This window comes from Candidatus Clostridium helianthi (genome assembly GCF_045310795.1).
Lineage (GTDB): Bacteria > Bacillota > Clostridia > Clostridiales > Clostridiaceae > Clostridium > Clostridium helianthi.
This window is the reverse complement of the sequence record NZ_JBJIAB010000020.1, coordinates 1-24,203: the sequence shown is the minus strand read 5'-3', so window position 1 is coordinate 24,203 and position 24,203 is coordinate 1. Positions and strand designations below refer to the sequence as shown.

General features: G+C 29.0%; 24 protein-coding genes. 20 read left to right on the top strand and 4 right to left on the bottom strand.

Going from position 1 to position 24,203, the window contains the following annotated elements; all coding sequences use genetic code 11:
* Positions 1 to 59: 59 nt before the first annotated feature.
* The 6 genes from ACJDTP_RS15540 to arfA all read left to right on the top strand — a co-directional run bounded on the left by ACJDTP_RS15540 (position 60) and on the right by arfA (position 7,494).
* The gene (locus tag ACJDTP_RS15540; RefSeq protein WP_406761758.1) at positions 60 to 971 is read left to right on the top strand and encodes an AEC family transporter; all 912 of its coding nucleotides are present in this window, start codon (positions 60 to 62) and stop codon (positions 969 to 971) included.
* 255 nt (positions 972 to 1,226) lie between these two features.
* The gene (locus ACJDTP_RS15535) at positions 1,227 to 1,991 is read left to right on the top strand and encodes an exodeoxyribonuclease III (protein ID WP_406761757.1); all 765 of its coding nucleotides are present in this window, start codon (positions 1,227 to 1,229) and stop codon (positions 1,989 to 1,991) included.
* Positions 1,992 to 2,686: 695 nt separating this feature from the next.
* The gene (locus ACJDTP_RS15530; RefSeq protein WP_078115650.1) at positions 2,687 to 4,033 is read left to right on the top strand and encodes an ABC transporter substrate-binding protein; all 1,347 of its coding nucleotides are present in this window, start codon (positions 2,687 to 2,689) and stop codon (positions 4,031 to 4,033) included.
* A 97-nt stretch (positions 4,034 to 4,130) separates the two neighbouring features.
* Positions 4,131 to 5,021, top strand: a complete 891-nt coding sequence (locus ACJDTP_RS15525; protein ID WP_406761756.1) for a carbohydrate ABC transporter permease — start codon at positions 4,131 to 4,133, stop codon at positions 5,019 to 5,021.
* A gap of 1 nt (position 5,022) precedes the next feature.
* Positions 5,023 to 5,913 (top strand): carbohydrate ABC transporter permease, encoded by an 891-nt coding sequence (locus ACJDTP_RS15520; protein WP_406761755.1) that lies wholly within the window; start codon positions 5,023 to 5,025, stop codon positions 5,911 to 5,913.
* Positions 5,914 to 5,976: 63 nt separating this feature from the next.
* Positions 5,977 to 7,494, top strand: a complete 1,518-nt coding sequence (gene arfA, locus ACJDTP_RS15515) for an arabinosylfuranosidase ArfA (RefSeq protein ID WP_406761754.1) — start codon at positions 5,977 to 5,979, stop codon at positions 7,492 to 7,494.
* Positions 7,495 to 7,696: 202 nt separating this feature from the next.
* Here arfA and ACJDTP_RS15510 read toward each other — a convergent pair whose 3' ends face one another.
* On the bottom strand, positions 7,697 to 8,620 hold the full coding sequence (locus ACJDTP_RS15510; protein WP_171771380.1) for an ArsR/SmtB family transcription factor: 924 nt from the start codon (positions 8,618 to 8,620) through the stop codon (positions 7,697 to 7,699).
* A 202-nt stretch (positions 8,621 to 8,822) separates the two neighbouring features.
* Entirely contained in the window at positions 8,823 to 9,719 is an 897-nt protein-coding gene (locus ACJDTP_RS15505) for an AraC family transcriptional regulator (protein ID WP_171771381.1), read from the bottom strand.
* A 189-nt stretch (positions 9,720 to 9,908) separates the two neighbouring features.
* Between ACJDTP_RS15505 and ACJDTP_RS15500 the strand changes: the two genes are divergently transcribed.
* The 9 genes from ACJDTP_RS15500 (at position 9,909) to ACJDTP_RS15460 (ending at position 18,892) form a co-directional block, all read left to right on the top strand.
* Positions 9,909 to 11,861, top strand: a complete 1,953-nt coding sequence (locus ACJDTP_RS15500; RefSeq protein ID WP_406761753.1) for a glycoside hydrolase family 127 protein — start codon at positions 9,909 to 9,911, stop codon at positions 11,859 to 11,861.
* A gap of 111 nt (positions 11,862 to 11,972) precedes the next feature.
* Complete coding sequence (locus tag ACJDTP_RS15495; protein WP_406761752.1) at positions 11,973 to 12,983, top strand: sn-glycerol-1-phosphate dehydrogenase; 1,011 nt, start codon at positions 11,973 to 11,975, stop codon at positions 12,981 to 12,983.
* A 167-nt stretch (positions 12,984 to 13,150) separates the two neighbouring features.
* On the top strand, positions 13,151 to 13,942 hold the full coding sequence (locus ACJDTP_RS15490; protein ID WP_078115644.1) for an HAD-IIA family hydrolase: 792 nt from the start codon (positions 13,151 to 13,153) through the stop codon (positions 13,940 to 13,942).
* A gap of 252 nt (positions 13,943 to 14,194) precedes the next feature.
* Positions 14,195 to 14,797 carry an NUDIX hydrolase gene (locus ACJDTP_RS15485; RefSeq protein WP_077838937.1) on the top strand — a complete coding sequence of 201 codons (603 nt, stop codon included), beginning with the start codon at positions 14,195 to 14,197 and terminating at the stop codon, positions 14,795 to 14,797.
* A gap of 700 nt (positions 14,798 to 15,497) precedes the next feature.
* A complete protein-coding gene (rpiA, locus tag ACJDTP_RS15480; protein WP_406761751.1) occupies positions 15,498 to 16,190 on the top strand; it encodes a ribose-5-phosphate isomerase RpiA in 693 nt (230 codons plus the stop codon).
* A gap of 49 nt (positions 16,191 to 16,239) precedes the next feature.
* Positions 16,240 to 16,674 carry a GNAT family N-acetyltransferase gene (locus ACJDTP_RS15475; RefSeq protein ID WP_406761750.1) on the top strand — a complete coding sequence of 145 codons (435 nt, stop codon included), beginning with the start codon at positions 16,240 to 16,242 and terminating at the stop codon, positions 16,672 to 16,674.
* Positions 16,675 to 16,709: 35 nt separating this feature from the next.
* Positions 16,710 to 17,567: an AAA family ATPase gene (locus ACJDTP_RS15470; protein WP_078115641.1), complete on the top strand. Its 858-nt coding sequence runs from the start codon at positions 16,710 to 16,712 to the stop codon at positions 17,565 to 17,567.
* A gap of 20 nt (positions 17,568 to 17,587) precedes the next feature.
* Positions 17,588 to 18,097 carry a GNAT family N-acetyltransferase gene (locus tag ACJDTP_RS15465; protein ID WP_406761749.1) on the top strand — a complete coding sequence of 170 codons (510 nt, stop codon included), beginning with the start codon at positions 17,588 to 17,590 and terminating at the stop codon, positions 18,095 to 18,097.
* Between the two features lie 249 nt (positions 18,098 to 18,346).
* A complete protein-coding gene (locus tag ACJDTP_RS15460) occupies positions 18,347 to 18,892 on the top strand; it encodes a GNAT family N-acetyltransferase (protein WP_406761748.1) in 546 nt (181 codons plus the stop codon).
* 256 nt (positions 18,893 to 19,148) lie between these two features.
* On the opposite strand, the gene ACJDTP_RS15455 is transcribed toward ACJDTP_RS15460, so the two are convergent.
* Positions 19,149 to 19,514 (bottom strand): carboxymuconolactone decarboxylase family protein, encoded by a 366-nt coding sequence (locus ACJDTP_RS15455; protein ID WP_017209288.1) that lies wholly within the window; start codon positions 19,512 to 19,514, stop codon positions 19,149 to 19,151.
* A gap of 79 nt (positions 19,515 to 19,593) precedes the next feature.
* Between ACJDTP_RS15455 and ACJDTP_RS15450 the strand changes: the two genes are divergently transcribed.
* Positions 19,594 to 19,956, top strand: coding sequence for a MerR family transcriptional regulator (locus ACJDTP_RS15450; protein WP_406761747.1), 363 nt, complete (start codon positions 19,594 to 19,596; stop codon positions 19,954 to 19,956).
* A gap of 50 nt (positions 19,957 to 20,006) precedes the next feature.
* Positions 20,007 to 20,231, top strand: a complete 225-nt coding sequence (locus ACJDTP_RS15445; RefSeq protein WP_406761746.1) for an HXXEE domain-containing protein — start codon at positions 20,007 to 20,009, stop codon at positions 20,229 to 20,231.
* Here ACJDTP_RS15445 and ACJDTP_RS15440 read toward each other — a convergent pair.
* Positions 20,212 to 20,625, bottom strand: a complete 414-nt coding sequence (locus ACJDTP_RS15440; RefSeq protein ID WP_406761745.1) for an Lrp/AsnC family transcriptional regulator — start codon at positions 20,623 to 20,625, stop codon at positions 20,212 to 20,214. The two genes, ACJDTP_RS15445 and ACJDTP_RS15440, sit on opposite strands and share 20 nt — an antisense overlap.
* Before the next feature lie 125 nt (positions 20,626 to 20,750).
* On the opposite strand from ACJDTP_RS15440, the gene ACJDTP_RS15435 reads away from it, so the two are divergent.
* The 3 genes from ACJDTP_RS15435 to ACJDTP_RS15425 all read left to right on the top strand — a co-directional run bounded on the left by ACJDTP_RS15435 (position 20,751) and on the right by ACJDTP_RS15425 (position 24,149).
* The gene (locus ACJDTP_RS15435; RefSeq protein WP_173707733.1) at positions 20,751 to 21,296 is read left to right on the top strand and encodes a cysteine hydrolase family protein; all 546 of its coding nucleotides are present in this window, start codon (positions 20,751 to 20,753) and stop codon (positions 21,294 to 21,296) included.
* 479 nt (positions 21,297 to 21,775) lie between these two features.
* Entirely contained in the window at positions 21,776 to 22,756 is a 981-nt protein-coding gene (locus ACJDTP_RS15430) for a substrate-binding domain-containing protein (protein ID WP_078115636.1), read from the top strand.
* A complete protein-coding gene (locus ACJDTP_RS15425; RefSeq protein ID WP_406761744.1) occupies positions 22,746 to 24,149 on the top strand; it encodes a sensor histidine kinase in 1,404 nt (467 codons plus the stop codon). Before ACJDTP_RS15430 ends, ACJDTP_RS15425 begins: the two co-directional genes overlap by 11 nt.
* Positions 24,150 to 24,203: the final 54 nt, after the last annotated feature.

Below are 24,203 nucleotides of genomic sequence, written 5' to 3'. Positions count from 1 at the left end.
ATTAGAGTGCTAGATGTGGATTTTTATTATTTCGATATAATTAAGAGAAAGGGGTAAAAATGGGGGATATTTTAATAAAAGCATTTAGCTTTATACTGATTATTGCGATAGGATATAGTTTCAAAAGGATAGGGGTTTTTGGACCTAAAGACTATAAAATTATAACTAAAATTATAATGAATATTACTTTACCGTGTGCACTTGTTACTGGATTTGCAAATTTTAAAATGGATACATCAATGCTTTTTATTATTTTGCTTGGATTTTTGGGAAACATTATAATGTCTTTCGTTGGCTTTGTTTTAGGTAGGAATAAGGATAATAAAGAAAAAGCCTTTAATATGTTAAATTTAGCTGGATACAATATAGGATGTTTTACACTCCCATATGTGCAGAGTTTTATGGGAGCATATGCTGTTGGGATAACAAGTCTCTTCGATATAGGTAATTCGATTATGTGTACAGGAGGCACATATGCACTTGCATCAGGTGTTGTTGGGGAAGGAAACGACCAAAGCATTAGAGCATTTCTTAGAAAAATGTTCTCATCTGTACCTTTTGATACTTATATGCTTATGTTTATAGTGACAATTACAGGTATTAAGTTGCCACAGGTGGTATATACAATAACTTCAAATCTAAGTGCAGGAAATGCGTTTTTGTCCATGCTTATGATTGGAATGGTTTTTGAATGCAAATTCCACAAAGAGCAGTTAGTTAAAGTTGCATCTATTATAAGTATACGTTACTTGTTTGCAGCAATATTTGCAGTTATTATTTATTTTTGTGTACCATTTTCAATGGAAATTAAGCATGTACTAGTTATTTTGGTATTTGGTCCAGTTCCTGTTCTTGCACCAGTCTTTACGGCTAGATGTAAATGTGATGAAGGCTTAGCGGGGGTAGTAAATTCTTTATGTATACCTATAAGCATAGTCATAATAACTTTATTGTTGTTTATCATTAATTAGTATAATCGAAAAAGTAATATTTTGATAAATAGATTAAACCACTAGGCATAAAAAGCATGTGGTTTTTTTGTTATGTTAATAAATTATTTACTAATATAATATGTATGCTCTAATAATAAGTCTGCATTTAAAACTCTACATGCCAAAGTGTCCAATTAAATCTAATAGAAAGTAGAAAGATAATTGTGATATATATAGATAATATTTCTAAAATATTATATAATAATAATTATTATTTAAAATTTTAAGGAGGAGATGAAATTGAAAAAATTAATCTCATGGAATGTAAATGGGTTAAGAGCCTGCGTAAAAAAAGGCTTTTTAGAATATTTTAAGGAAATAGATGCTGATATATTTTGCATACAAGAAAGTAAACTTCAAGAAGGTCAAATAGATTTAGAACTAGATGGGTATGCAAGTTACTGGAATTATGCTGAAAAGAAAGGCTATTCAGGTACTGCTGTATTTACAAAAGAGGAGCCTTTGACCGTAAAAAGAGGTATTGGAATAGAAGAACATGATAACGAGGGAAGGGTACTTACTTTAGAGTATGGTAATTTTTACTTAGTAAATGTTTATACTCCTAATTCTAAGCAAGGATTAGAAAGACTTGATTATAGAATGGTATGGGAAGATGTGTTTAGAAAATATTTAAAAGAACTTGAGAAAAACAAACCTGTAATAATTTGTGGAGATTTAAATGTTGCACATAAGGAAATAGATCTAAAAAATCCTACATCTAATAGAAAAAATGCAGGATTTACAGATGAGGAAAGATCTAAGATAAGTGAACTATTAGAAGCAGGATTTATAGATACATATAGATATTTCTATCCTGACAAAGAAGGCATGTATTCATGGTGGTCATATAGATTTAATGCTAGAGCTAATAATGCTGGATGGAGAATAGATTATTTCTTGGTTTCAGAAAGTCTTAAGGATAAATTAGACGATGCAAAAATTCATATGGAAGTAACAGGATCAGATCATTGTCCGGTTGAGTTGACAATTAATCTATAATAAATAAAAAACAAAGCATAACAGCTATATTTGAGTAGTTGGTTATGCTTTGTTTTTTTACTCATTGTACAATAAATCTTTTTATGCCTATCCGAGCTGTAAAGCTGGAAATGAAAGATAGTTAATAGTTTTATATTAATCAATCTCCTCAAATAAAATTTATCTCATATTATTGATGTATTTATTTTAGATAAGTTTAAAGATAGTATATCATTTGAAAATTTAAAGTCCAACATTATAAAAACAGTTACATACCATTAGGAGGTTCATTATAATATAAACCATCTAAAGTTTTGTATAAAAAGGTCAAAATATGTTTTAAATAAATATAAAATAATTTAAAGAATTATAACTTGAAAGTATTGACTTTAATACATATAAGTATATAATAAATTTATGATAATAAGTTGCAACTTAAAAATAATGCATATGAAAAGGATTACCAGTGGCAAAATATCTATAAATTAACAAAAAGTCTAAATAAACTAAAAAAATATATACATAAAATAATTTAAAATAAATACAAGTTTATTGATATACTTTAAAATTAATTAAAATAAAGCGCGTATTTGTACAGGCTTTGCTTATAAAAGTTATTTTGATCACTGTTTTTAAGGACATATTTTTAACTAACAAAAATGAAATGGTGTTCACTAAATATATTAACTTCAAATAAAATAATGGGAGGTAAAAATATGAAAAGTGTAAAAATATTAAAAAAACTTGCGGCTATTGCTGCTATAACATCTATTGCTGCAACAATGTTAATCGGATGTGGTGGAAGTAGTTCAAGTACTAGCTCAAGTGGAGGAAAGGATTCAGCATCATCTGCTTCAGGAGATCAGTTAGAAATGTGGACATTTATTGAGATGCATAAAACGTTTTATGAAAAGATGTTAGAAAAATGGAATCAGAAAAATCCTGATAAGAAGTTAAATATTAATTTTACAGTTCTTCCTTATGATGATATGCATAATAAATTGCAATCTGCACTCTTGTCCGGACAAGGAGCTCCTGATGCGTGTGATATAGAAGTTGGCAAATTCCCTAATTTTCTTAAAGGAGACCCACAATTAGAGAATCTTGATGATGTTATCTCACCTTATAAAGATAAGTTGGTTAAATCTCGTATAGATCTTTACAGTAAAGATGGACATAATTACGGACTACCAACACATGTTGGAGCATGTGTTGCATACTACAATACTGAACTATTAGAAAAGGCAGGGATTGATTATAAATCGATAGTAACCTGGGATGATTTTAAAGCAGCAGGTGCTAAATATTATGCTGCAACTGGTAAAAACTTTGGGACAGCAGATACAAGTGCTCAATGGCAAGAAAGTCTTATGTTAGCAGAACAAAAATCAGATTTTACTGATGCTGAAGGTAAGCCACAATTAAACAGCCCTCAAATGGTTAAAGCGCTTACTACTTTAAGAGATTTACAAGATGCTCATGCAATAGCTACTATTCCAGGTGGACAACCTGATACAACAGATGCTGAAGGTGCAATAAATAATGGAGATTATGCAGTTGTAATAAAAGCTTTCTGGTATATGTCAAGATTCTTACAATACATGCCTGATCAAGCAGGTAAATGGGCAATTGCTCCAGCTCCAGTATTTGAAAAAGGTCAACCACGTTCTGTAGGTTTAGGTGGTACAGGTACAGCTGTAACTAAAACAGCTAAGAATAAAGAAAATCTTAAAGAATTCTTAGCATATGCAAAACTTTCAGATGAAGGTGAACAAGCAATATGGGAAGATTTAGGCTTCGATCCATGCAATACGGATTTATGGACTAAAAAAGATATTACTCATAATCCAGAAAATAAGTTTGTAAAATACTTTAAAACTAATCCTTTTGATACATTAAATGAAATCAAAGATGAAATACAATTAATTAAATCAAATGATGCTATTCCAAGTATAAACAACGTTTTAAATACAGTTACATTAAATAGCATATTTGAAGATAAGAAAGATATAAAACAAGCATTAGATGAAGCACAGCAACAAGTAGAAAATGAATTGAAATAATTAAAAAACATCCACACAGAGAAGCTTTTTATAAGCATATTCAGTTACAAAGATGGCTTCTCTGTATTATTTAAGCGTGGGAGGAGGAAGTTAAGAAATGGTAAAGAGATTTATATATAATAAAAAAGCAGCACCATATGTATTCATATTACCATTTATTCTTGTATTTTTACTTTTTTTCATATCTCCAATGGTAAATACGGTAATAATGAGCTTTGAGAATGTATTACCAGGATCAAGAAAATTTGTTGGGTTTGAAAATTATACAAAACTATTAGGGGATAAGGTTTTCTTAGTTGCGTTATGGAACAGCTTCAAATATATGATATGGACATTGATATTGCTTATTCCAATTCCAATGATACTTGCATGTATAATAGACAGCAAACTAATGGTTGGAAAAGAATTCTTTAAATCTGCATTATATTTACCGGCTTTAACATCTGTTGCTGTGGCAGGAATAATATTTAGATTTGCCTTTGGAGAACAAGCTACTTCGTTAATGAATCAGGTTGTTGCGTTATTTGGAATGGATCCATTTAAATGGCTAAAAAATGGAACTACAGGATTTATAGTATTGCTAGTATTGGCATGTTGGAGATGGACTGGTGTTAATATGTTATATTTCTTATCAGGACTTAAAAACATTCCTGCGGAATTATATGAATCAGCTGATATTGATGGAGCAAATACATGGCAAAAGTTTATATATGTAACAATACCTCAACTTAAACCGACAACAATTTATGTGCTTACTATATCTATTTACGCAGGTCTTGCAATGTTTATAGAAAGTTATATGGTGTTTAATGGTAATAACTCGCCTAATAATATAGGTCTTACAATTGTAGGATATTTATACAGACAAGGTATTGAAAAAAATGCAATGGGCTATGCATCTGCTGTAGGATTAGTATTGTTTATTATAGGAATGGCTATTAATTTAGTACAATTAAAACTAAATGGAACATTTAAGAAAGGAGATTAGTATGCAAAGTAATATTAGTTTGAATAATAAAAAAAATACACAAAAAAATGCAGTGAGTCATGTAAAAAATTTGCCAAAAAGAATATTAATTTTTATGCTTTTTGCAGTCATAGCTGTAATACTACTAATTCCCTTTTATACATTGTTTGTTTCTACGTTCAAGGATGGTGCATTAGTAATAGCAAATGGTATGGATGTATCAATAGATACTGCTAAAATGTCGTTTAAAAATTATATAATTCTATTCACAGAAAAAAATAGCTTATTTACATGGTTTTTTAATAGTTTATTCTTAACTATAGTACAAGTAGTCTGCCAATTATTTATCAGCGCATTTGTTGCATATGGTTTCGCAATGTACGATTTTAAGGGAAAGAATTTTCTATTTATATGTGTTTTATTCGTTATGATGGTACCTTTTGAAATTTTAATGTTACCTTTATATAACCAAATAAGTGATATGCATTTAACAAATACCTACATTGGAATTATTTTGCCGACTATAGCAAGTGCATCAACTATATTTTTCTTTAGGCAATACCTCTCAGGAATACCAAGAGACCTTGTTGAGGCAGGTAGAATAGATGGGGCATCGGAATATGGTATTTTCTTCAGATTAATTTTGCCGATTATGAAGCCATCTTTTGCGGCAATGGCGATATTAAATGCAATGTTTAGTTGGAATAACTTATTATGGCCAATGTTAGTGTTGAAAGATAGTGCAAAATTTACTTTACCAATAGGATTAAATACATTATTAACACCTTATGGAAACAACTATAATTTATTATTTGTAGGTTCTTTCATTTCAGTAATACCAGTGTTTATTTTATTTGCGTGCTTCCAAAAATATTTTGTTGAAGGTATGACAGCTGGAGCTGTAAAGGGTTAATATGATTTGATTTTCACTAAGGACTAGAAAGTCCAAACTAAATACTTAAGGAGATGAATTATAATGGCAAAAAAAGCAAAAATGGTAGTAGACAAAGACTTTAAAATATCCGAAATAGATAAAAGAATTTATGGTTCTTTCATTGAACATTTAGGAAGGGCAGTATATGGAGGGATTTATCAGCCAGGCCATATGTCAGCTGATGAAAATGGCTTCCGCACTGATGTAATGGAATTAGTAAAAGAATTAGATGTTCCTATTATAAGATACCCAGGTGGTAATTTTGTATCAAATTTCGTTTGGGAAGATAGTGTTGGACCAATAGCAGAAAGGCCAAAGAGACTAGAATTAGCTTGGAGAAGCTTAGAAACTAATGAAATTGGATTAAACGAATTCTCAAAGTGGACTAATGCTGTAGGATCTGAAGTAATGATGGCAATAAATCTTGGAACAAGAGGAATTGCAGATGCCTGCAATCTTTTAGAATATTGTAATCATACAAGTGGTACAAAATATAGTGATTTAAGAATAAAGCATGGTGTTAAGGAACCACATAAAATAAAAACATGGTGCTTAGGAAATGAAATGGATGGACCATGGCAGATAGGACATAAAACTTCTGAAGAATATGGAAGATTAGCTCTAGAAACAGGTAAAGCTATGAAATTAATAGATCCAGATATTGAATTAGTTTCATGCGGAAGTTCAAATACAGCCATGCCTACGTTCCCTGAATGGGAAGCATCAACTCTTGATCATACTTACGATGTGGTAGATTTTATATCGCTTCATCAATATTATGGTAATAGATTAAATGATACTGCAAACTTCTTAGCACAAAGTGATGATATGGAGCACTTTATTAAAACAGTTACTTCAACTTGTGATTATATAAAAGCAAAAAAACGTAGTAAAAAAACTATGTACTTAAGCTTCGATGAGTGGAATGTATGGTTCCATTCTAATAATGAAGATGATGATATAATGAAGAATCATCCATGGCAAAAGGCACCTGCACTTTTAGAAGATGTGTATAATTTTGAAGATGCACTTTTAGTTGGATTAATGTTAATTGTTTTAATGAAACATTCTGATAGAGTTAAAATGGCATGCTTAGCGCAATTGGTTAATGTTATCGCACCAATTATGACAGAAGAAAATGGACCAGCTTGGAAGCAGACTATATACTATCCATATTTGCATGCATCTAAATACGGTAGAGGAATTGCACTTCAACCAGTAGTTTCTTCACCAAAACATGATACTATAGATTTTACTTATGTAACAGATGTTGAATCGATAGCTGTATATAATGAAGAAAAGGAAGAAGTTACAATATTTGCAGTTAATCGTAATTTAGAGGAAGATATTGAATTAACTTGCGATGTAAGAAGTTTTGAAGAATTTAAAATCATTGAACATATTGTGTTAGAGCATGATAATATGAAAATAGTGAATTCTCCAACAGGTGAAGCTGTTACTCCAAAATCTGTAGATAGAAGTAATATGGTTGATGGAATTATAACTTCATCTTTAGGAAAAGCGTCTTGGAATGTAATTCGTTTAGGAAAGAATAAATAAAATAAGAAGTGATATTTATGCCTTATAAATATCACTTCTTATTTATTATAAAAACGAATCTAATTCAATATATTTTAATATATATTGAATTAGATTCGTTTTTATAATTCAAAAATATTGCAATAATTTTAGTTGCAATTGTGAATTGTGAAATGTGCATTGTGAATTGCAACATATATATAATTAGATACAATGAGCAACATCAAGATTCTTGAGTTAATGTATTATAAACAAGTCTTATGCTTATGCCTTGATTGTAATTGCCAAAGTTCTTTCCGAAAATAGTTAATCCGCCAACATGTTTTGTTTCTTCTGGAACAGCTAACTTTAAAAGAATATCACTTTTATAATTTAATTCTAAATCTTCTAGAGTGACATCTGAAATCTTTATTCCATCAATAAAAGTTCCGAAGGAATTTATGGTTAAAAGTTTTAATAATCCGTATTGATTCCAATGAGGATTCCACCAAGATGGAGTCAAAATACCTTTACTATCACCAAAATCTCCAGGACTGGTCCATCTACCAACATTGACATTATTTAAATAGAAATGTATATCAGATGGCCATATGCTGCATACTCCAGGGGCTTCTGAACTTATTTCCATAGATATTTGCAATTCAGAGAATACTTCACTTGGTTTTAAATAGTTAGGAATTCTATATTCTATACTTCCTTTAGTGAACCAAAGAATATCTGCATTAATTCTTTCAGGATCAGCAAAGTAATTTGGATTGTCTACTTCTCCTATAATACTATCCTTAGTTGCGATGCCGCATGTAGGAGCAATATCATAATTAGAATAGTGACCTATATTTAAATCTATATGATATGAATTTTCTACATCTTGTTTACCAATATCAATTACAAATTTATCCTCGTGAAGAGAACATATCTTTTGTAATCCATGCTTTCCAGTTAAATTAGTTGTTTTTATTAATCCGCACTCTTCTAATTTTTTTATATGCATAGTAACTGCACCATTAGTTAAATCAAGTTTCTCTGATAACTCATTCATATTTAATTGCTTGTACTGTGATAAAATCTCTAATATATTAATTCTTACATCCGAACTTAAAGCTTTGAAAAGTGGCAAACTTTCCTTTAGATTTGTAATGTGAATCATAATAATCTCCTCTGTGTTGTTAATATTCGTTGAATTGAAATTAATGTTGAAATATTAATTTCAGAAAAATTATACTTAAGTTATAGTTCGTTATAAAATTATCAAATAATAATATACTATGTTAAGATAATTATACCCTTTTATGAATTAGATGTGAATAATCATTTTAAATATTTTTAAAATAAAGTCACAATACAAGAAATTATTTTTTGTTTAAGTTCTTTCTAAAATATGCATTTTTATATTCAGTTGGCGTGACATCTTCAAATTTTTTAAAAAGTTTCATAAAATGCTTATCATCATTAAATCCAACCTGAAGAGCAATTTCTTTTATTGAGAAAGATGAATTTAATAGAAGTTGTTTAGAAGCGGAAATTCTTGTTTTATTGATGTATTTTAAAAGGGATATACCAGTATATTTTTTAAATGCCGAAGAAAGATAATCCTGATTGTAGTTAAATGTTTCGGCGATCTTATGCGCAGTTAAATTTGAGTTATAATTTATATTTATCCAGTTTGCAATTTCATTTATTTTGCAATTAGCATTAGATAATTTTTCGTTTTTATGAATTATATTATCCATGAAATCTTGAGAGATTTCCATTGCCAACAGGCTTAATGCATAATTTGTTAAATATTCTGAATAACTCTTTTTGTTTGATAGATCAAGTAGTTGACGAAAAATAAGGCTTGTTCTTGCAGCAGAAGAAATTGAACCATATTCAGGTAAAATATAAACATCTGAAGAGGCTTTTTTTAATTCATTATCGAGATTGAATATATAATCATTAATTTGTTCAGCGTTTAAAAGCTTATATTCAGCAGAAGTAATCCTAAAATGACACCAATAGTAAGAAAGATTCCCTTCAGATTTTTTATAACCGTAGTGGGTATGGAATGGAAATAATATAATAAACTTATTTGGAGTAAGTTCATATCTTTTATCATCTTGTGCAATGTATAGTGTTCCCTCACAACCAATTAGAATAACAAAAGTATCGAGGTTTCTTTTAGAATGTATAAAATTTTCATTATTTATTAATTTTCCACTAGAACAATGAGTAAGGGGATATTTATTATCAGACACAAAATAAAACATATAGGATTTCACCACCTATTATACTAAAATGAAAGTTGTTTCCATATAATAAATATACTATAGTTATATGTATAAAAGCTAGTCATATGCTTAAATAATAGCATTTGTATTTTAGAGGAATTAATAAAATAGTTTTTGATAATTATAATAAATTAACCACCATAAAAATAAATTTAGGAGGAATTAATAATGAACTCAAATACTTTTAGTAAACCTTTGCAAATAAATAATATAAATGTAAAAGATAATTTCTGGAAGAAAATGATGGAGCTAGCAAGAACTCATGTGATTCCTTATCAGTGGGAAGCATTGAATGATAGAATAGAAGGAGCGGAGCCAAGTTATTGTATGCAAAATTTTAAGATTGCAGCTGGGATGATGGAAGGTGAATTTAAAGGTTTTGTATTTCAAGATAGTGATTTTGCAAAATGGATAGAAGCGGTTGGATATTCTTTTATGTGGAATAAGGATGAAGGACTTGAAAAAATTGCAGATGGAGCAATTGATATTGTCTGTGCGGCACAGCAGCCAGATGGATACCTAGATACTTATTACATTATAAACGGATTAGATAAAAGATGGACAAACTTACGTGATAATCATGAATTGTATTGTTTAGGCCATTTGATTGAAGGGGCAGTAGCTTATTATGAGGCAACTGGAAAAGATAAGTTATTAAATGCAGTCGTAAAATATGTAGACTATGTGGATACCATATTTGGTCCAGAAGATGGCAAATTGCATGGATATCCAGGTCATGAAGTAATTGAATTGGCCTTAATTAAACTCTATAAAATAAAAAAAGATAAAAAATATCTAAATTTAGCAAAATATTTTATAGATGAAAGAGGCAGATCACCATTATATTTTGAAGAAGAAGGGAAAAAGTATGATAATAAGTTCTGGTGGGAAGATAGTTACTTCAAATATCAATATTATCAAGCAGGTAAACCAGTAAAAGAGCAGGAAGTTGCAGAGGGGCATGCTGTAAGAGCTGTATATTTATATTCAGGAATGGCTGATGTAGCAAGAGAAACAAATGATGATGAGCTGCTAGAAGCTTGCAAGCGCTTATGGAGTAATATGACTAAAAAGCAAATGTATATAACAGGTGGAATTGGATCATCACAATATGGAGAAGCATTTACTTATAATTATGATTTACCAAATGACACTATTTATGCTGAAACTTGTGCATCTATTGGATTAGTTTTTTTTGCAAGAAGAATGCTTGAAATTGAGCCTAAATCACAATATGCAGATATAATGGAGAAGGCCCTGTACAACGGAATTATAAGTGGAATGTCAATTGATGGAACTAAGTTTTTCTATGTAAATCCATTAGAGGTAGTTCCAGAGGCTTCTGAAAAAGATCATTTGAGAGCACATGTAAAAGTTGAGCGTCAAAAATGGTTTGGATGTGCATGCTGTCCGCCTAATCTAGCAAGGCTTTTGACCTCTATAGGAAGTTATGCATATACATTAAGAGATAATACAATATTTATGCATTTATACATGGGAGGAGAAATATCAGCTAATTTCTCTGGAAAGAGTGTAGCATTTGATATTAAAACAAACTATCCATGGGATGAGAGTATAGACATTAATTTAAATATGAAGGAAGAAGCTTATTTTGAATTTGCATTAAGAATTCCTGAATGGTGTAGAAATTATGAAATAAAAGTTAATGAAGAAAGGATGAATTTCAGTATAATCGATGGGTATGCGTATATAAATAGAAAATGGAAAGATGCTGATAAAATTAACATTTTATTTAAGATGCCTGTAGAAATAGTTAGAGCAAATATAAATGTAAGAGAAGACATGGGAAAAGTTGCTGTAATGAGAGGACCAGTTGTTTATTGCTTAGAGGAAGAAGACAATGGACCTGATCTGCACAGAGTTTATTTAAAGAGTAATCCTAAATTTACTTATGAATATGACAAAGATTTCTTAGGAGGCACAATAGTACTTGAAAGTGATGGACTAGTAGTTAAAGAGCAAGATTGTGATAAAGATAAGTTATATGTATATGACTATAAAATTGAATTTAATGAAAAGAAGTTAAAATGGATTCCATATTATTTATGGGCTAACAGAACACCAGGAGAAATGATAGTGTGGGTAAGAAGATGTATTTAGTTCAATAAAGCTTAAAATTAAGTAACTTGTACGCTGTTTATGCAGATGAATATAGTATATAATTTTAAATGAACCTAAAGCAAAAAGCATAAACGTAGGAGGTACTTAATTTTGAATGAAATTTTGACTAAAACAATAGAAGAAATGGCGGATATGGAATTTGACTGTAGCTGCGGCAAAAAACATAGAATAGACATAAAACATATCTATGTTGGAGAAAATGCATATAATAGAATTCTAGATGTCGCAAAAGAAATTTTACCTAAAGAAATCTTATTGGTCAGTGATAATAATACTTATAAAGCACTTGGCAAGTGTGTAGAAAATGAACTTACTGAATCAGGTTATAATATAAATAATATTATATTAGTTAGTGATGGAGATTTAATTCCAGATGAAAAAGCAATTGGAAGAGTATTGGTTGAAGTAAATAATGAAACAGAGCTTATAGTTGCTGTGGGATCTGGAAGTATTAATGATATATGTAGAATAATAAGTGCAAAAACTCATATTCCTTATGTTATAATGGGAACAGCTCCATCAATGGATGGATATGCATCAACAGTATCACCTCTAATTATTGATGGAGCAAAGGTAACATATCCAGGGACTAATCCATATGCTATTATAGCTGATTCAAATATTATGAAAGATGCTCCATTTGAGATGATATGCGCTGGATTTGGTGATATACTAGGAAAATATACAGCACTTTCTGATTGGAGATTATCTAATACGATTCATGACGAATATTTTTGTGATACAACAGAAAAGCTAGTAAGGAACGCCATGTATAAATGTTTTGAAAATATAGAAGGAGCTGTTAAGAGAGAGGTTAAAGCAATAGAATATATATCAGAAGCACTTATACTATCAGGAATAGCAATGACTCTTTCTGGAAATTCAAGACCAGCATCAGGAGCAGAACACCATCTTTCTCATTATTGGGAAATTGATAAGCTTTCAAGAAAATTAGAACATCCTTTGCATGGCAATTCAGTTGGAGTTGGTACAGTAATATCAGCATGGTTGTATAAAAAGCTTAATATTGAAGAAAGGTTTGGGATAGAGACTCCTGTGCCAGAAATAATAATTAAATTTATTAAATTCTATTGGAGCTAAGTCTAATCCAAAGACTTTAGGAATTGAGAAAGAATTATTTCATAGGAGTGTAATTCATGCTCTTGAAATCAGACCTAGATATACGATTCTGCAATATGCAAAAACTGAAAATATGTTAGAAGAATATGCAAATGAATTAACGAATTTATTTTACGGAGAATGATAATATGCTAAAAGATAAAAAATTATTTTTATTAGATATTGATGGTACAATAGCTTTAGATACAACATTAATCGATGGTACATTAGAATTTATGGATTATGTTTTAAGTATAGGCGGTAAATATATATTTATAACAAATAATTCAACAAAAAGTATAGAAGATTATATTATGAGGTTTGATGACTTTGGAATTAAAGTTGATAAAACAAGTTTTGTAACATCATCTTATGCAACCGCAATATATCTAAAAGAAGTATATAAAGATAAAAAAATATTTGTTCTTGGAACAAAATCATTTATTAAAGAACTAAAAAGATTTGAGCTTAATATTACAGAAGATAAAGATGAAGATATTGTTTGTGCAGTAGTAGGCTTTGACAATGAATTAAATTATAAAAAGATAGAGGATATATGTGAATTACTATCAACAAGAGATATTGATTATATAGCTACTAATCCAGATCTTGTTTGTCCGACTAGCTTTGGTTTTGTACCAGACTGTGGATCAATATGTGAAATGATTGAAAATGCAGTTAAAAGACAACCTTTATACATTGGAAAGCCTAATAAAACGATAGTGGAAATGTGTCTAGAACAAACTGGATTTACAAAAGAGCAAACTTTAGTTATAGGAGATAGATTGTATACAGACATTGCCTGCGGTATTAATGGTGGTGTTGATACAGCTGTAGTATTCACTGGAGAAGCAACAAAGGAAGATTTGAAAGATACAGAATTTAGACCAACATATAGCTTTAGTACAATCAAAGAGTTATATGAAAAGTTAGCTTTTTAATATACTTTTAGTAAAGCAAGGATTACAAGCTGTTAAGAATGAAATTCAAATTTTGTTTTTAGCAGCTTTTTTATACTGTAGATAATAACATTCCATGATAGTTTTGGACTTATTATTTATTTTATGTGCTTAATTAATTATATACAATTTGTTTATAATAATTATTAGAAGAATATAATTTTCATATCGCTAAGATAATGATTTTGATATAATATTTTTATAACATAACTAGATAGGAGGAGATTATAGGATATGAATTTAGAATATATTATGAATAAGTTGAAAGATGAGAAACCATATATTAATGGCTGGAAAAGAATGAGAAGGTCAGCTATAATTATTCCACTAGTTGAGATTAATAATGAAGTACATGTATTATTTGAAGTTAGGTCTAAAAAATTAAGGAGCCAGCCAGGAGATATATGCTTTCCAGGTGGGAAAATAGATGGAAATGAATCTCCTAAGGAAGCTGCACTTAGAGAAATATCCGAAGAACTTGGCGTAAAAAGTATTAATATAGTAAATGAATTAGATACTATAGTAAGATATGATGGAATAATAATCCATCCGTATGTAGGAATTATTAAAGATCTTGATGAAATAAAGATAAGTGAAGATGAGGTTGATCATGTGTTTTATGTACCGTTATCCTATCTTTTAGATAATAAGCCTCGTGTATATAATAATAAAATAAATATTGAGAGAGATAAAGAATTTCCATATGATTTAATTGTTAATAGGGAAAACTATAAATTTAGAGAAGCTAATTATAGATCTTTATTTTATAAATATGAAACTTATAATATATGGGGAATCACAGCTGAGATGCTGCAAGATTTTTTAGAGAATTTGTAGCCAACTATAAAAAATGAAGCATTTCTATCAAACTCATAACAATTCCCATAAAAATTAGTTTTTTTACTCTAAACATTGCAGGAATAGCTATATTGCTTGGGAGTATGTATAAACAGGAATTAACGAAAGAAGTCTAGAGCTGAGAGTAAATCTTGGCTCTTTTTTCATACCTAAAAATAGAGTTAGAGGATAAGTAAGATTGGATTAAGTAGTAATCTACAGACAAATACATTAATGGATTATGGAGAATGATAGGGCTTTAAGATGATAATTAAAAATTATATTATTGTACAGCATTAATATGATGGTTGGGAGTAAGGAGAAAAATTAAATATAAATATAATGAAAGAAACAAGTATTATTAGATAGTGATAAATTTATTTATATTTAATGAAAATAATTGTAAGGAAATGATATAATTTACATAAAGTGAAACGAAATTATAATTTGTATGATAGGTTGGATTAACAATTTGCTGGTAAATGAAATTCTCTGATACCACGATTTAAATTATAACAATATATGTGTAATATTTAAGTCAAAAGAATCAAAGCTATTTTACAGTAATATTTATGAGTCGTGAATATTGAAAAATGTGTAGTGGGAAAAATATTATATAAATAATATTAAAGAAAAAACAAATTTATACAGGAAGAGAATTTAAAGTAAGAATATAATTATAAAATTTTTGGAGGTAAGTATGGATCAAAAAAGAGTTGCAGGAGAAAAATCAACAGAATATATAAAAGATGGAATGATATTAGGGTTGGGAACAGGCTCTACAGCTTATTATATGATTAAAAAAGTTGGAGAATTGATTAAAAATGGAATGAAGATAAAAGCTGTAGCAACATCAAAAAGTACTGAGAGTTTAGCAAGAGAACTTAAGATTACTTTATTATCAATTGATGAAGTTGATAGGATTGATTTAGCAATTGATGGCGTAGACGAAATAGATAATGAATTTAATGCTATTAAAGGTGGTGGAGGAGCCTTATTTAGAGAAAAAATTGTGGCTAGTTTAGCTAATGAAGTTATATGGATTATGGATGAAAGTAAATTAGTTGATGGCATTGGAGAATTTCCTTTACCAGTTGAAATATTACCATATGGATACAAACATGTAATTAAAGAATTACAGGATTATTCATTAAATCCCAAAATAAGAATGAAGGAAGAAGAGATTTTTGTAACTGATAATGGTAACTATATAGTTGATTTGCATATAGGAAAGCCAATGAACATTAGTGATGTTTTTAATAAAGTTAATAGAATAACTGGAGTGTTAGAAACAGGATTATTTATTAATATGTGTGATCGTATTATCATTGGGACAAATAGCGGCGCCAAGATTATAAATAATATCAAGAGCCAAAATGTAAAGGTGGATTAATCCACATAAAGACTATTTCATTTTAGAATGTACGGAGGGGGATGATGACATGATAAGGGAAATAATAAATGAAGATTTTAATGGATTAATGCAATTATATATGCAACTTCATGGTGATTCTATGCCAGAGAAAACACCTGAAATAATGGAAGTATGGAATAGAATTTTGGAAGATAAAGAACATCATATTATTATTGCAGAGGAAGAAGGAAAGATAGTGTCTTCGTGTGTTTGTGTCATAATACCAAATTTGACACACAATCAACGACCATATGCATTTATTGAAAATGTAGTGACTGATAAACATTATAGAAATAAAGGATTAGCAACAGCTTGCTTGAACTACGCAAAAGAAATAGCGCTTAAAGAGAAGTGTTATAAATTAATGTTATTAACTGGCTCTAAAAAAGATAGTACGCTAAACTTCTATGAACAAGCAGGATATAATCAAAATGATAAGACCGCTTTTATACAGTGGATATAATATAAATTGCAATTTATCTGAGAAGGAGAAAAGAGATGGTTTATTTGAATTATTTTACATTCCCTAATGAGGATATGGAATTTAACTTTTTCATGGGGGTAAAAAGAACCTGTTATGACTCGTTTTATCCGTTTAAGGTATTGTCACAACATGGTCTTAGAAGAATTGATTTTGAACCAGTTACTATTCTATATGGAGGAAATGGTTCTGGAAAATCAACAGCGTTAAATATTATAGCAGAAAAAATAGGAGTAAGCCGTGATTCTATCTATAATAAATCTAATTTTTTTCCTGACTATGTCAATATGTGTGATATATATGTTGAAACAGATATTCCTGAAAATAGCAGGATTATTACTAGTGATGATGTATTTGATTATATCCTAAATATTCGTAGTATAAATGAAGGAATTGACATAAAGAGAGAAAAGCTTTTTGAAGAATATTTGGAGTCTAAATATTCTCGCTTCCAAATGAAGTCGATGGCAGATTATGAACAATTAAAAAAAGTAAATACTGCTAGGAGTAAAACACAATCAAAATTTGTGAGAAATAGATTAATGGATAATTTCAGAGAATATTCAAATGGAGAAAGTGCATTTATATATTTTACTGAAAAAATTGATGAGAATGGACTGTATATATTGGATGAACCTGAAAATAGTCTTTCGCCAAAACGTCAAATGGAATTAATGAATTTTATTGAGGACTCTGCACGGTTTTTAAGATGCCAGTTTATTATATCAACGCACTCACCATTTATACTTGCTATGAAAGGCGCGAAAATATATGATCTAGATGAAAATCCTGTTGATGTAAAACGGTGGACAGAATTGGAGAATGTGCGTACATATTATGACTTTTTCAAAATGCATGAAAAAGAGTTTAAATAATAAAAGATGGGAGTATTAGAGTGAATAAGGAATTTTTAGAATCTGAAAGATTATTTTTGAAGCCTTTATCTTTTGAGGAATTACAATGTATAATTAATAATCAACTTAATAATATTGAAGCTAAAATCGAATTAGAAGCACTATTAGATTCTGTTAAATTAGCAATATCAAAAAAACTAATTAAAATGAAAAACATTGATGAAGATATCCATGAATGGTACACATACTGGCTAATTATTAATAAGGAAAATCAAAAAGGAATAGGATTTATTGGATTTAAAGGATTACCTGATGCAAATGGTTATTTAGAAGTTGGATATAGCATCTCATCTAATTATAGAAGAAAGAGATTTATGACAGAGGCTTTAGAAACATTAATAAGATGGGCGGGTAAATTTCAAATGGGTAAAGGTATAACAGCCAGAGCTTTGAAAACGAATTTTGGTTCCATTAAAGTATTAAATAATTGTAATTTTAAATTATTCAGCTCTACGGAGCAAGAGATTATTTATATTAATAAGCTTAGATAAATTAACTTATATGTATTTAACAATGTTTAGGATCAAAAAAATATAAAAACTAGAATTTTTGTATTGCTATAAAACCTTGAAATAACGAGTATTTATATAATTTATTCTTAAGAAGGACAGATACATATGAATTTTGAAACAAGATAATTCAACAAAAATAGCCATGGTAATATTGTTGCTAATATGTTTATGAACATGATTCATTGCTTAGTTTTAGGAGAAATTAAAAATATAAGGAGAATTTAATTTATGAATAACGATGTCTACAAAGAGTGTCCTAAATATAAAAATAAATTAATTACATTAAGAAAAACAAGCGAGGATGATTTAGAAGAGTTGCTCAAATGTTATTCAGATGAAAAAGCAGTGCCATTATTTAATTCTGACAATTGTCATGGAGATAATTTTAATTATGAAACAATTGAAAAAATGAGACAAGCAATTGAGTTTTGGGAATATTCATATGAAAATAGGCAATTCGTAAGATGGACAGTAATTTTAAATGATACTAATGAAAAAATTGGAACTATAGAAATGTTTCACAGGTTAGCAGAAGATGAATTTAATCACTATGGTATTTTAAGAATAGATCTGAAAAGTGAGTATGAAATCCAGAATATAATAAAAAATATATTAGCTATCACAAATGAATTCTTTTATGGCGCTTTTGATGTTAAGCATATATTAACGAAAGCAGTTCCAATGACAACTGAACGTATAAATGCATTAATGGAGATGGGCTATAAGTCGATTAACAAAAAATTTATTATATATGATGATTATTACTGTAGATAAATTTAATATTAAAAACAATATAAAAAATAATATAAAACTTATTTTTTTAGAACATAGGCATAATTAAAAGAATAAGAAGTCCATCTGCCAGGCCTATTTTCCACCATGCTGCGTCAGCAAATTACCCTAATAGACATGCTATGAGATCAATTTGCTTCCTTGCCTGATGAGAAATAATCATAGCATTTTGGACTTGCTATTTTCTTTAATATGCCTTAAAATTATAAAAATTCTAAGCTCTTAATCAATTATAAAATTAATTATTGAAAATCTCCTTTGCAACCGCTACAGCATTTAATACCTTTGGAAAGCCGACATATGGAATACATTGTAAGAATACTTCTATTATTTCCTCTTTAGATATCCCAACGTTTAGTGCTCCATTAATATGAACCTTTAATTGGTTTTCACATCCTCCTAGTGTAGTAAGAGCAGATAAAGTAACAAGCTCCCTTTGTTTTAAATCAAATGTTGGCCTTGTATAAATATCTCCAAAAGCAAATTCAATGATGTATTTTCCGAGGTCTGGAGCTATATCCTTAAGTGATTCTATTACAGCTGTTCCAGCATTTCCATCAACCTCATTGAGTTTATTTAGTCCTTTTTCATATCTATTTTCCATAATTGTAATACCTCCTATTTTTTGATAATATTATCGTATATGCTGGAGTTAACTCCATGTCAAGAGGTAGGTGATTATTTTGAATTATTATATAGGAGAGTTTTCTGAAAAAATTGGTTTGAGCATTGATACTTTAAGATATTATGAAAAGCTTGGTCTGATTTATCCTGAAAGAGATGAAGCTAATAAAAGGGTATATTCTGAAAAAGATATTGAGTGGCTAAAATTTATAATCCGATTAAAGGAAATAAATATGCCAATTAAGCAGATACAATACTATTCTAAATTGAGATATGATGGCGATGGTACAATTAAGGAAAGATTAGAATTACTTGAAGAACAAATGGACAGGTTAAATATTGAAAAAAGAAAAATTGAAGAAAATATAATACACTTGGATAAAAAGATTAGTATTTATAAGAAAATGATAGATAAAAAATAACTAATGTCTGTTAATCTAATTTTTATTAAATAATATATGGGAGGATTGAAATGAGCAATATGCAAGTAATTATATGGTTTTTTCCTATAGTATTTATTATCCATGATTTTGAAGAAATAATTTTTATACAATCATGGATAAGTAAAAATAGGTATTATTTATCTGAAAAGTTTCCAAAGTTATCAAAAAAGTTATTGCCTCATTTCGATAATATTACAACAGCATCTTTTGCTTTTGGGGTAGATGAAGAATTTATTACTTTATTGTTGAGGTAGATAAACTTAATCTGTAAGTACCATATTCCATGATTTTATCAAGTAATAAATTAATTTCATCCATATTAGAGCATATGACTTTAAGCAAATAGCAGCCATCTCCACTAATCCTATGTGCCTCAGTTATAATTGTATTTTCTTTAATAAATTTTGTTAATTTATCATGTTGTATGGTTTTCATGAAAATAGTAATAAATGCAGTAATGTTTTTGCCTAGCAGAGAATTATTAATGCATACAGTATACTGTGTTATTATACCTAAATCCTGAAGTCGTATAATTCTATTGGATACTCCTTGAGGGGGTAGATGTACATGCTCACCAATTTCCTTAAGTGGTATTTTTGAATTAATCAATAGCATGTCTAAAATCTTCAAGTCTATTTCATCAAACATAGAGCATAAAATCCTTTCGTTTTTAAAGAGAAACTAATGAATCTCTTTCACATTTCAACCTTAATTTAAGATACTATTAGTATAACAAATATAAGTAAATCAGCAAATATAAAGGTGGAATGAAAATGAAAAAGGCATTACTAGTAATTGATGTGCAAAATGAATATTTTACAGGTAAACTAAAAGTAACTTATCCTAATAATAGCTTTGATAATATATTGAAGGTAATGGATTATGCAAAAGAGAATAATATGATTGTTATAATTGTACAGCATACAGCAATTTCTGGAGACACATTTATTAAGAATTCAAATGGATGGGAACTACACCCAATGATTCTCGAGAAATCTTACGACTATCTTATTGAGAAAACTAAGCCAAGCAGTTTTTATGAAACAAATTTAGAAGAAATATTAAAAAAAGAAAATATAACTGAGATAGTTATTTCAGGATATATGACTCAAATGTGCTGTGACACGACAGCAAGGGAAGCTTTCCATAGAGGCTACCACGTTGACTTCTTGTCAGATGCTACAGGAACTATAGATGTAAATAATGAAGTGGGTTCTATAAGTAGTAAAGATCTTCATAAAGCTACTTTAATTGCTCAAAGTTTAAAATTTAGTAATGTAATAAGTACTATGGAATGGATAAAATCATCTAACATTTAATTTTGCATAGTACTTATATTATAAATAGAATATGAATTATATCTATAAATGATGCTAGGGTTAAAAGTTGCTTTCTTTGTTACTTCTAACCCTATTATTTTTCTAGCTAGAAAAGTATAAATGTTTAGCCTTCAAAAATGTTTATAGATCTGAGAAGTATAGAGTGGTCAAAGTTCAGCTAATTAAGCATTCACAGCTATTTTATTCTCTTTAGTTTAAGGAGCTTATATTATCTACACAAAATTACAAATATGAAAAGTGAGCAATAAAAGATTTTAAAATTTACTAAAGAAACCATTTTATAATTTTAATAAACGTTTATTTATGATATTGTTATTTTATCTCTTATGAAAAGCTATACAAAAATATATTGACTTAGAAAAAGAACAAATATAGAATAACATTATTAAAGGACATTTAAAAAGTGGTTTTATAATTCTATATATTTCATCAATTTTATTAAAAAGGAGATTTTGTTAATGAAATACTTAAAGGGCGTTTTGGTCATTATACTTATTGCTCTTTTTTTAGGGAGCAATTTATATTTTATTAACTTGTTGAGGGACAAGAAAGTAGAAAAAGAACCGATAAAACCTAAAATAGTGTTGATTTCACATATAAAGACTAATCCATATTGGCTTGATATAAAGGCTGGCGCGGAAAGAGCGGCTAAAGAAAGAGGTGCAGTGGTTGAATTTTTAGGACCTACAACTGCAAGCACTGAAGATGGGCTAAAACTTTTTGATATGGCTACATCAGCTAAGGTGAGTGGCATAATAACATATGTTCAAGAAGAAGGACAATATAAAAAGAAAATCAATAGCGCAATGGAAAAGGGTATTCCAGTAGTCACAATAGATTCAGATGAAGAAGATAGCAATAGAATAGCATATGTTGGCACAGATAATGTTTTGGCTGGACAAGTTGCCGGGAAGGAAATGGTCAAGCAAATAGGAACGGCTGGAAATGTAGCAATAGTAATGGGAGGAAAAAACGTAAAGAATCAGAAAGAAAGGGTAGAAGGCTTTACAGAATATATAAAATCGAATTCGAACTTGAAAATTGTAGATACAGATTCATCGGATGCAATGCTTCTTGAGGCAGAAATTATAACAAGAAAAATATTAAATAGAAATGATAACGTAAATGCTTTATTTTGTACCTCGGCTCTTGACGGGATAGGCGCTGCAAGAGCAGTAAAAGATTTAAATTATAAAGATAGGGTAAAAATTATATGTTTTGATGATTTGGATGATACTTTAAGCAATATTAGAAATGGATTAGTTTCAGCAACAATAGTGCAGAAAAGTAATGAAATGGGTTATAGGGCAGTTAATATTATTATGGACAAAATTGAAGGGAAATCAAATAAGTTTTCAAAATCACTAATCGATGTAAATGTAATTAATAAGAGTAATGTAGATAGCTATAAGCGAGGAGATGATAAAGTTGAAAACTAAAAGCTTAAATAGTAAATTTATAATGTTTGTTATATGCTTAATTATTCCTATATGTATATGCAATATTATATCCCTGGCGATGAGCAAAAAAATTGAGGACGGGTATGTTAATATGCTTAACAATATGCTCATTACTAATGAAATTAAGCAGCATGTTGACAGCTCTTTAGATAATTTTAATCAATATATATTGAATGGAACTCCAAGTAAGAAAGAAAGCTATAATAATGAGGTGATTCTTGCAAAACAAAAAATTGGCAGGCTTAAGAAAAATTCTGATGATGTAAATCAATATATTTTAAGAGATCTAGATAATACTTTAGATTCTTATATAGAAAGTTCTAAAAATACAATATCTGCTTATGAAAATAAGGAGGGATACATTTTTTACTATGATGATTTTGTAGCGGCCAAGAATATTGCATCATATTGTGATGCATATGCATCGACTTTAATGCAAAATTTCCTAGAGGCTAATAGCATAGCATATAAAGAACTAAATAGAAATAGCAGCGTAATATATATAGGACTAGCTACATATCTTATATTAATTTTAGCTTTATGTGTAGTTTATGCATTAACATTTATAAGGCATATATCTGAGGGCTTAAAGGGTATGGTTGAAATATCAAACAAAGTATCAAAAGGTCAATTTGAATATTATGAAGGTAACAAAACTGACATTTATGAGTTAGATATTCTAACAAAAACATTTAATACTATGATTACAGATATAAAAAATCTTATTAGCTCGCTTAATGGGAAGATCGTATTAGAAAAAAAATTAAAAGAGGAGGAGATGAAAAATCTAAAATATGAAAATGCTTTAAAAGAATTTGATTTAAAGGTATTACAGTCTCAAATAAACCCACATTTCTTATTTAATACCCTAAATTGTATAAACGCAACAGCAATAATGGAAAATGCGATAACTACAAGTAAATTAATTAAATCAGTATCTAATATTTTAAGATATTCTTTAAGAAGTATGAGTACAAATGCACTATTGGAAGATGAAATAAATATTGTAAAGGATTATATTTATATTCAGGAATGCAGGTTTGATGATAGGGTAAAATTTAATCTGAGTACAAATATGGATATGAAAAAAGTTAAAGTTCCCGGAATGACAATACAACCATTAGTAGAAAATGCATTTATACATGGGATTGAAGGGAAAGAAGATGGTGGATATATAAATATATATATTGATGAGGAAAATGGTGAGTGTAATGTTTTAATTGAAGATAATGGTGTTGGAATTTCTAAAGAAGTTTTGGATAAGATTAATAATTATAATTACGATGCAAAACATACAGGGCATACAACAGGCCTTGGAATAAATATAGTAGAAAAGAGGCTTAGATATTTGAGCAAATTTCATATTTGCTAAATAGCTAATTTTCTAGTTTTAAGTTATTTAAAAAAGGAAAATCACCCCAAGTGT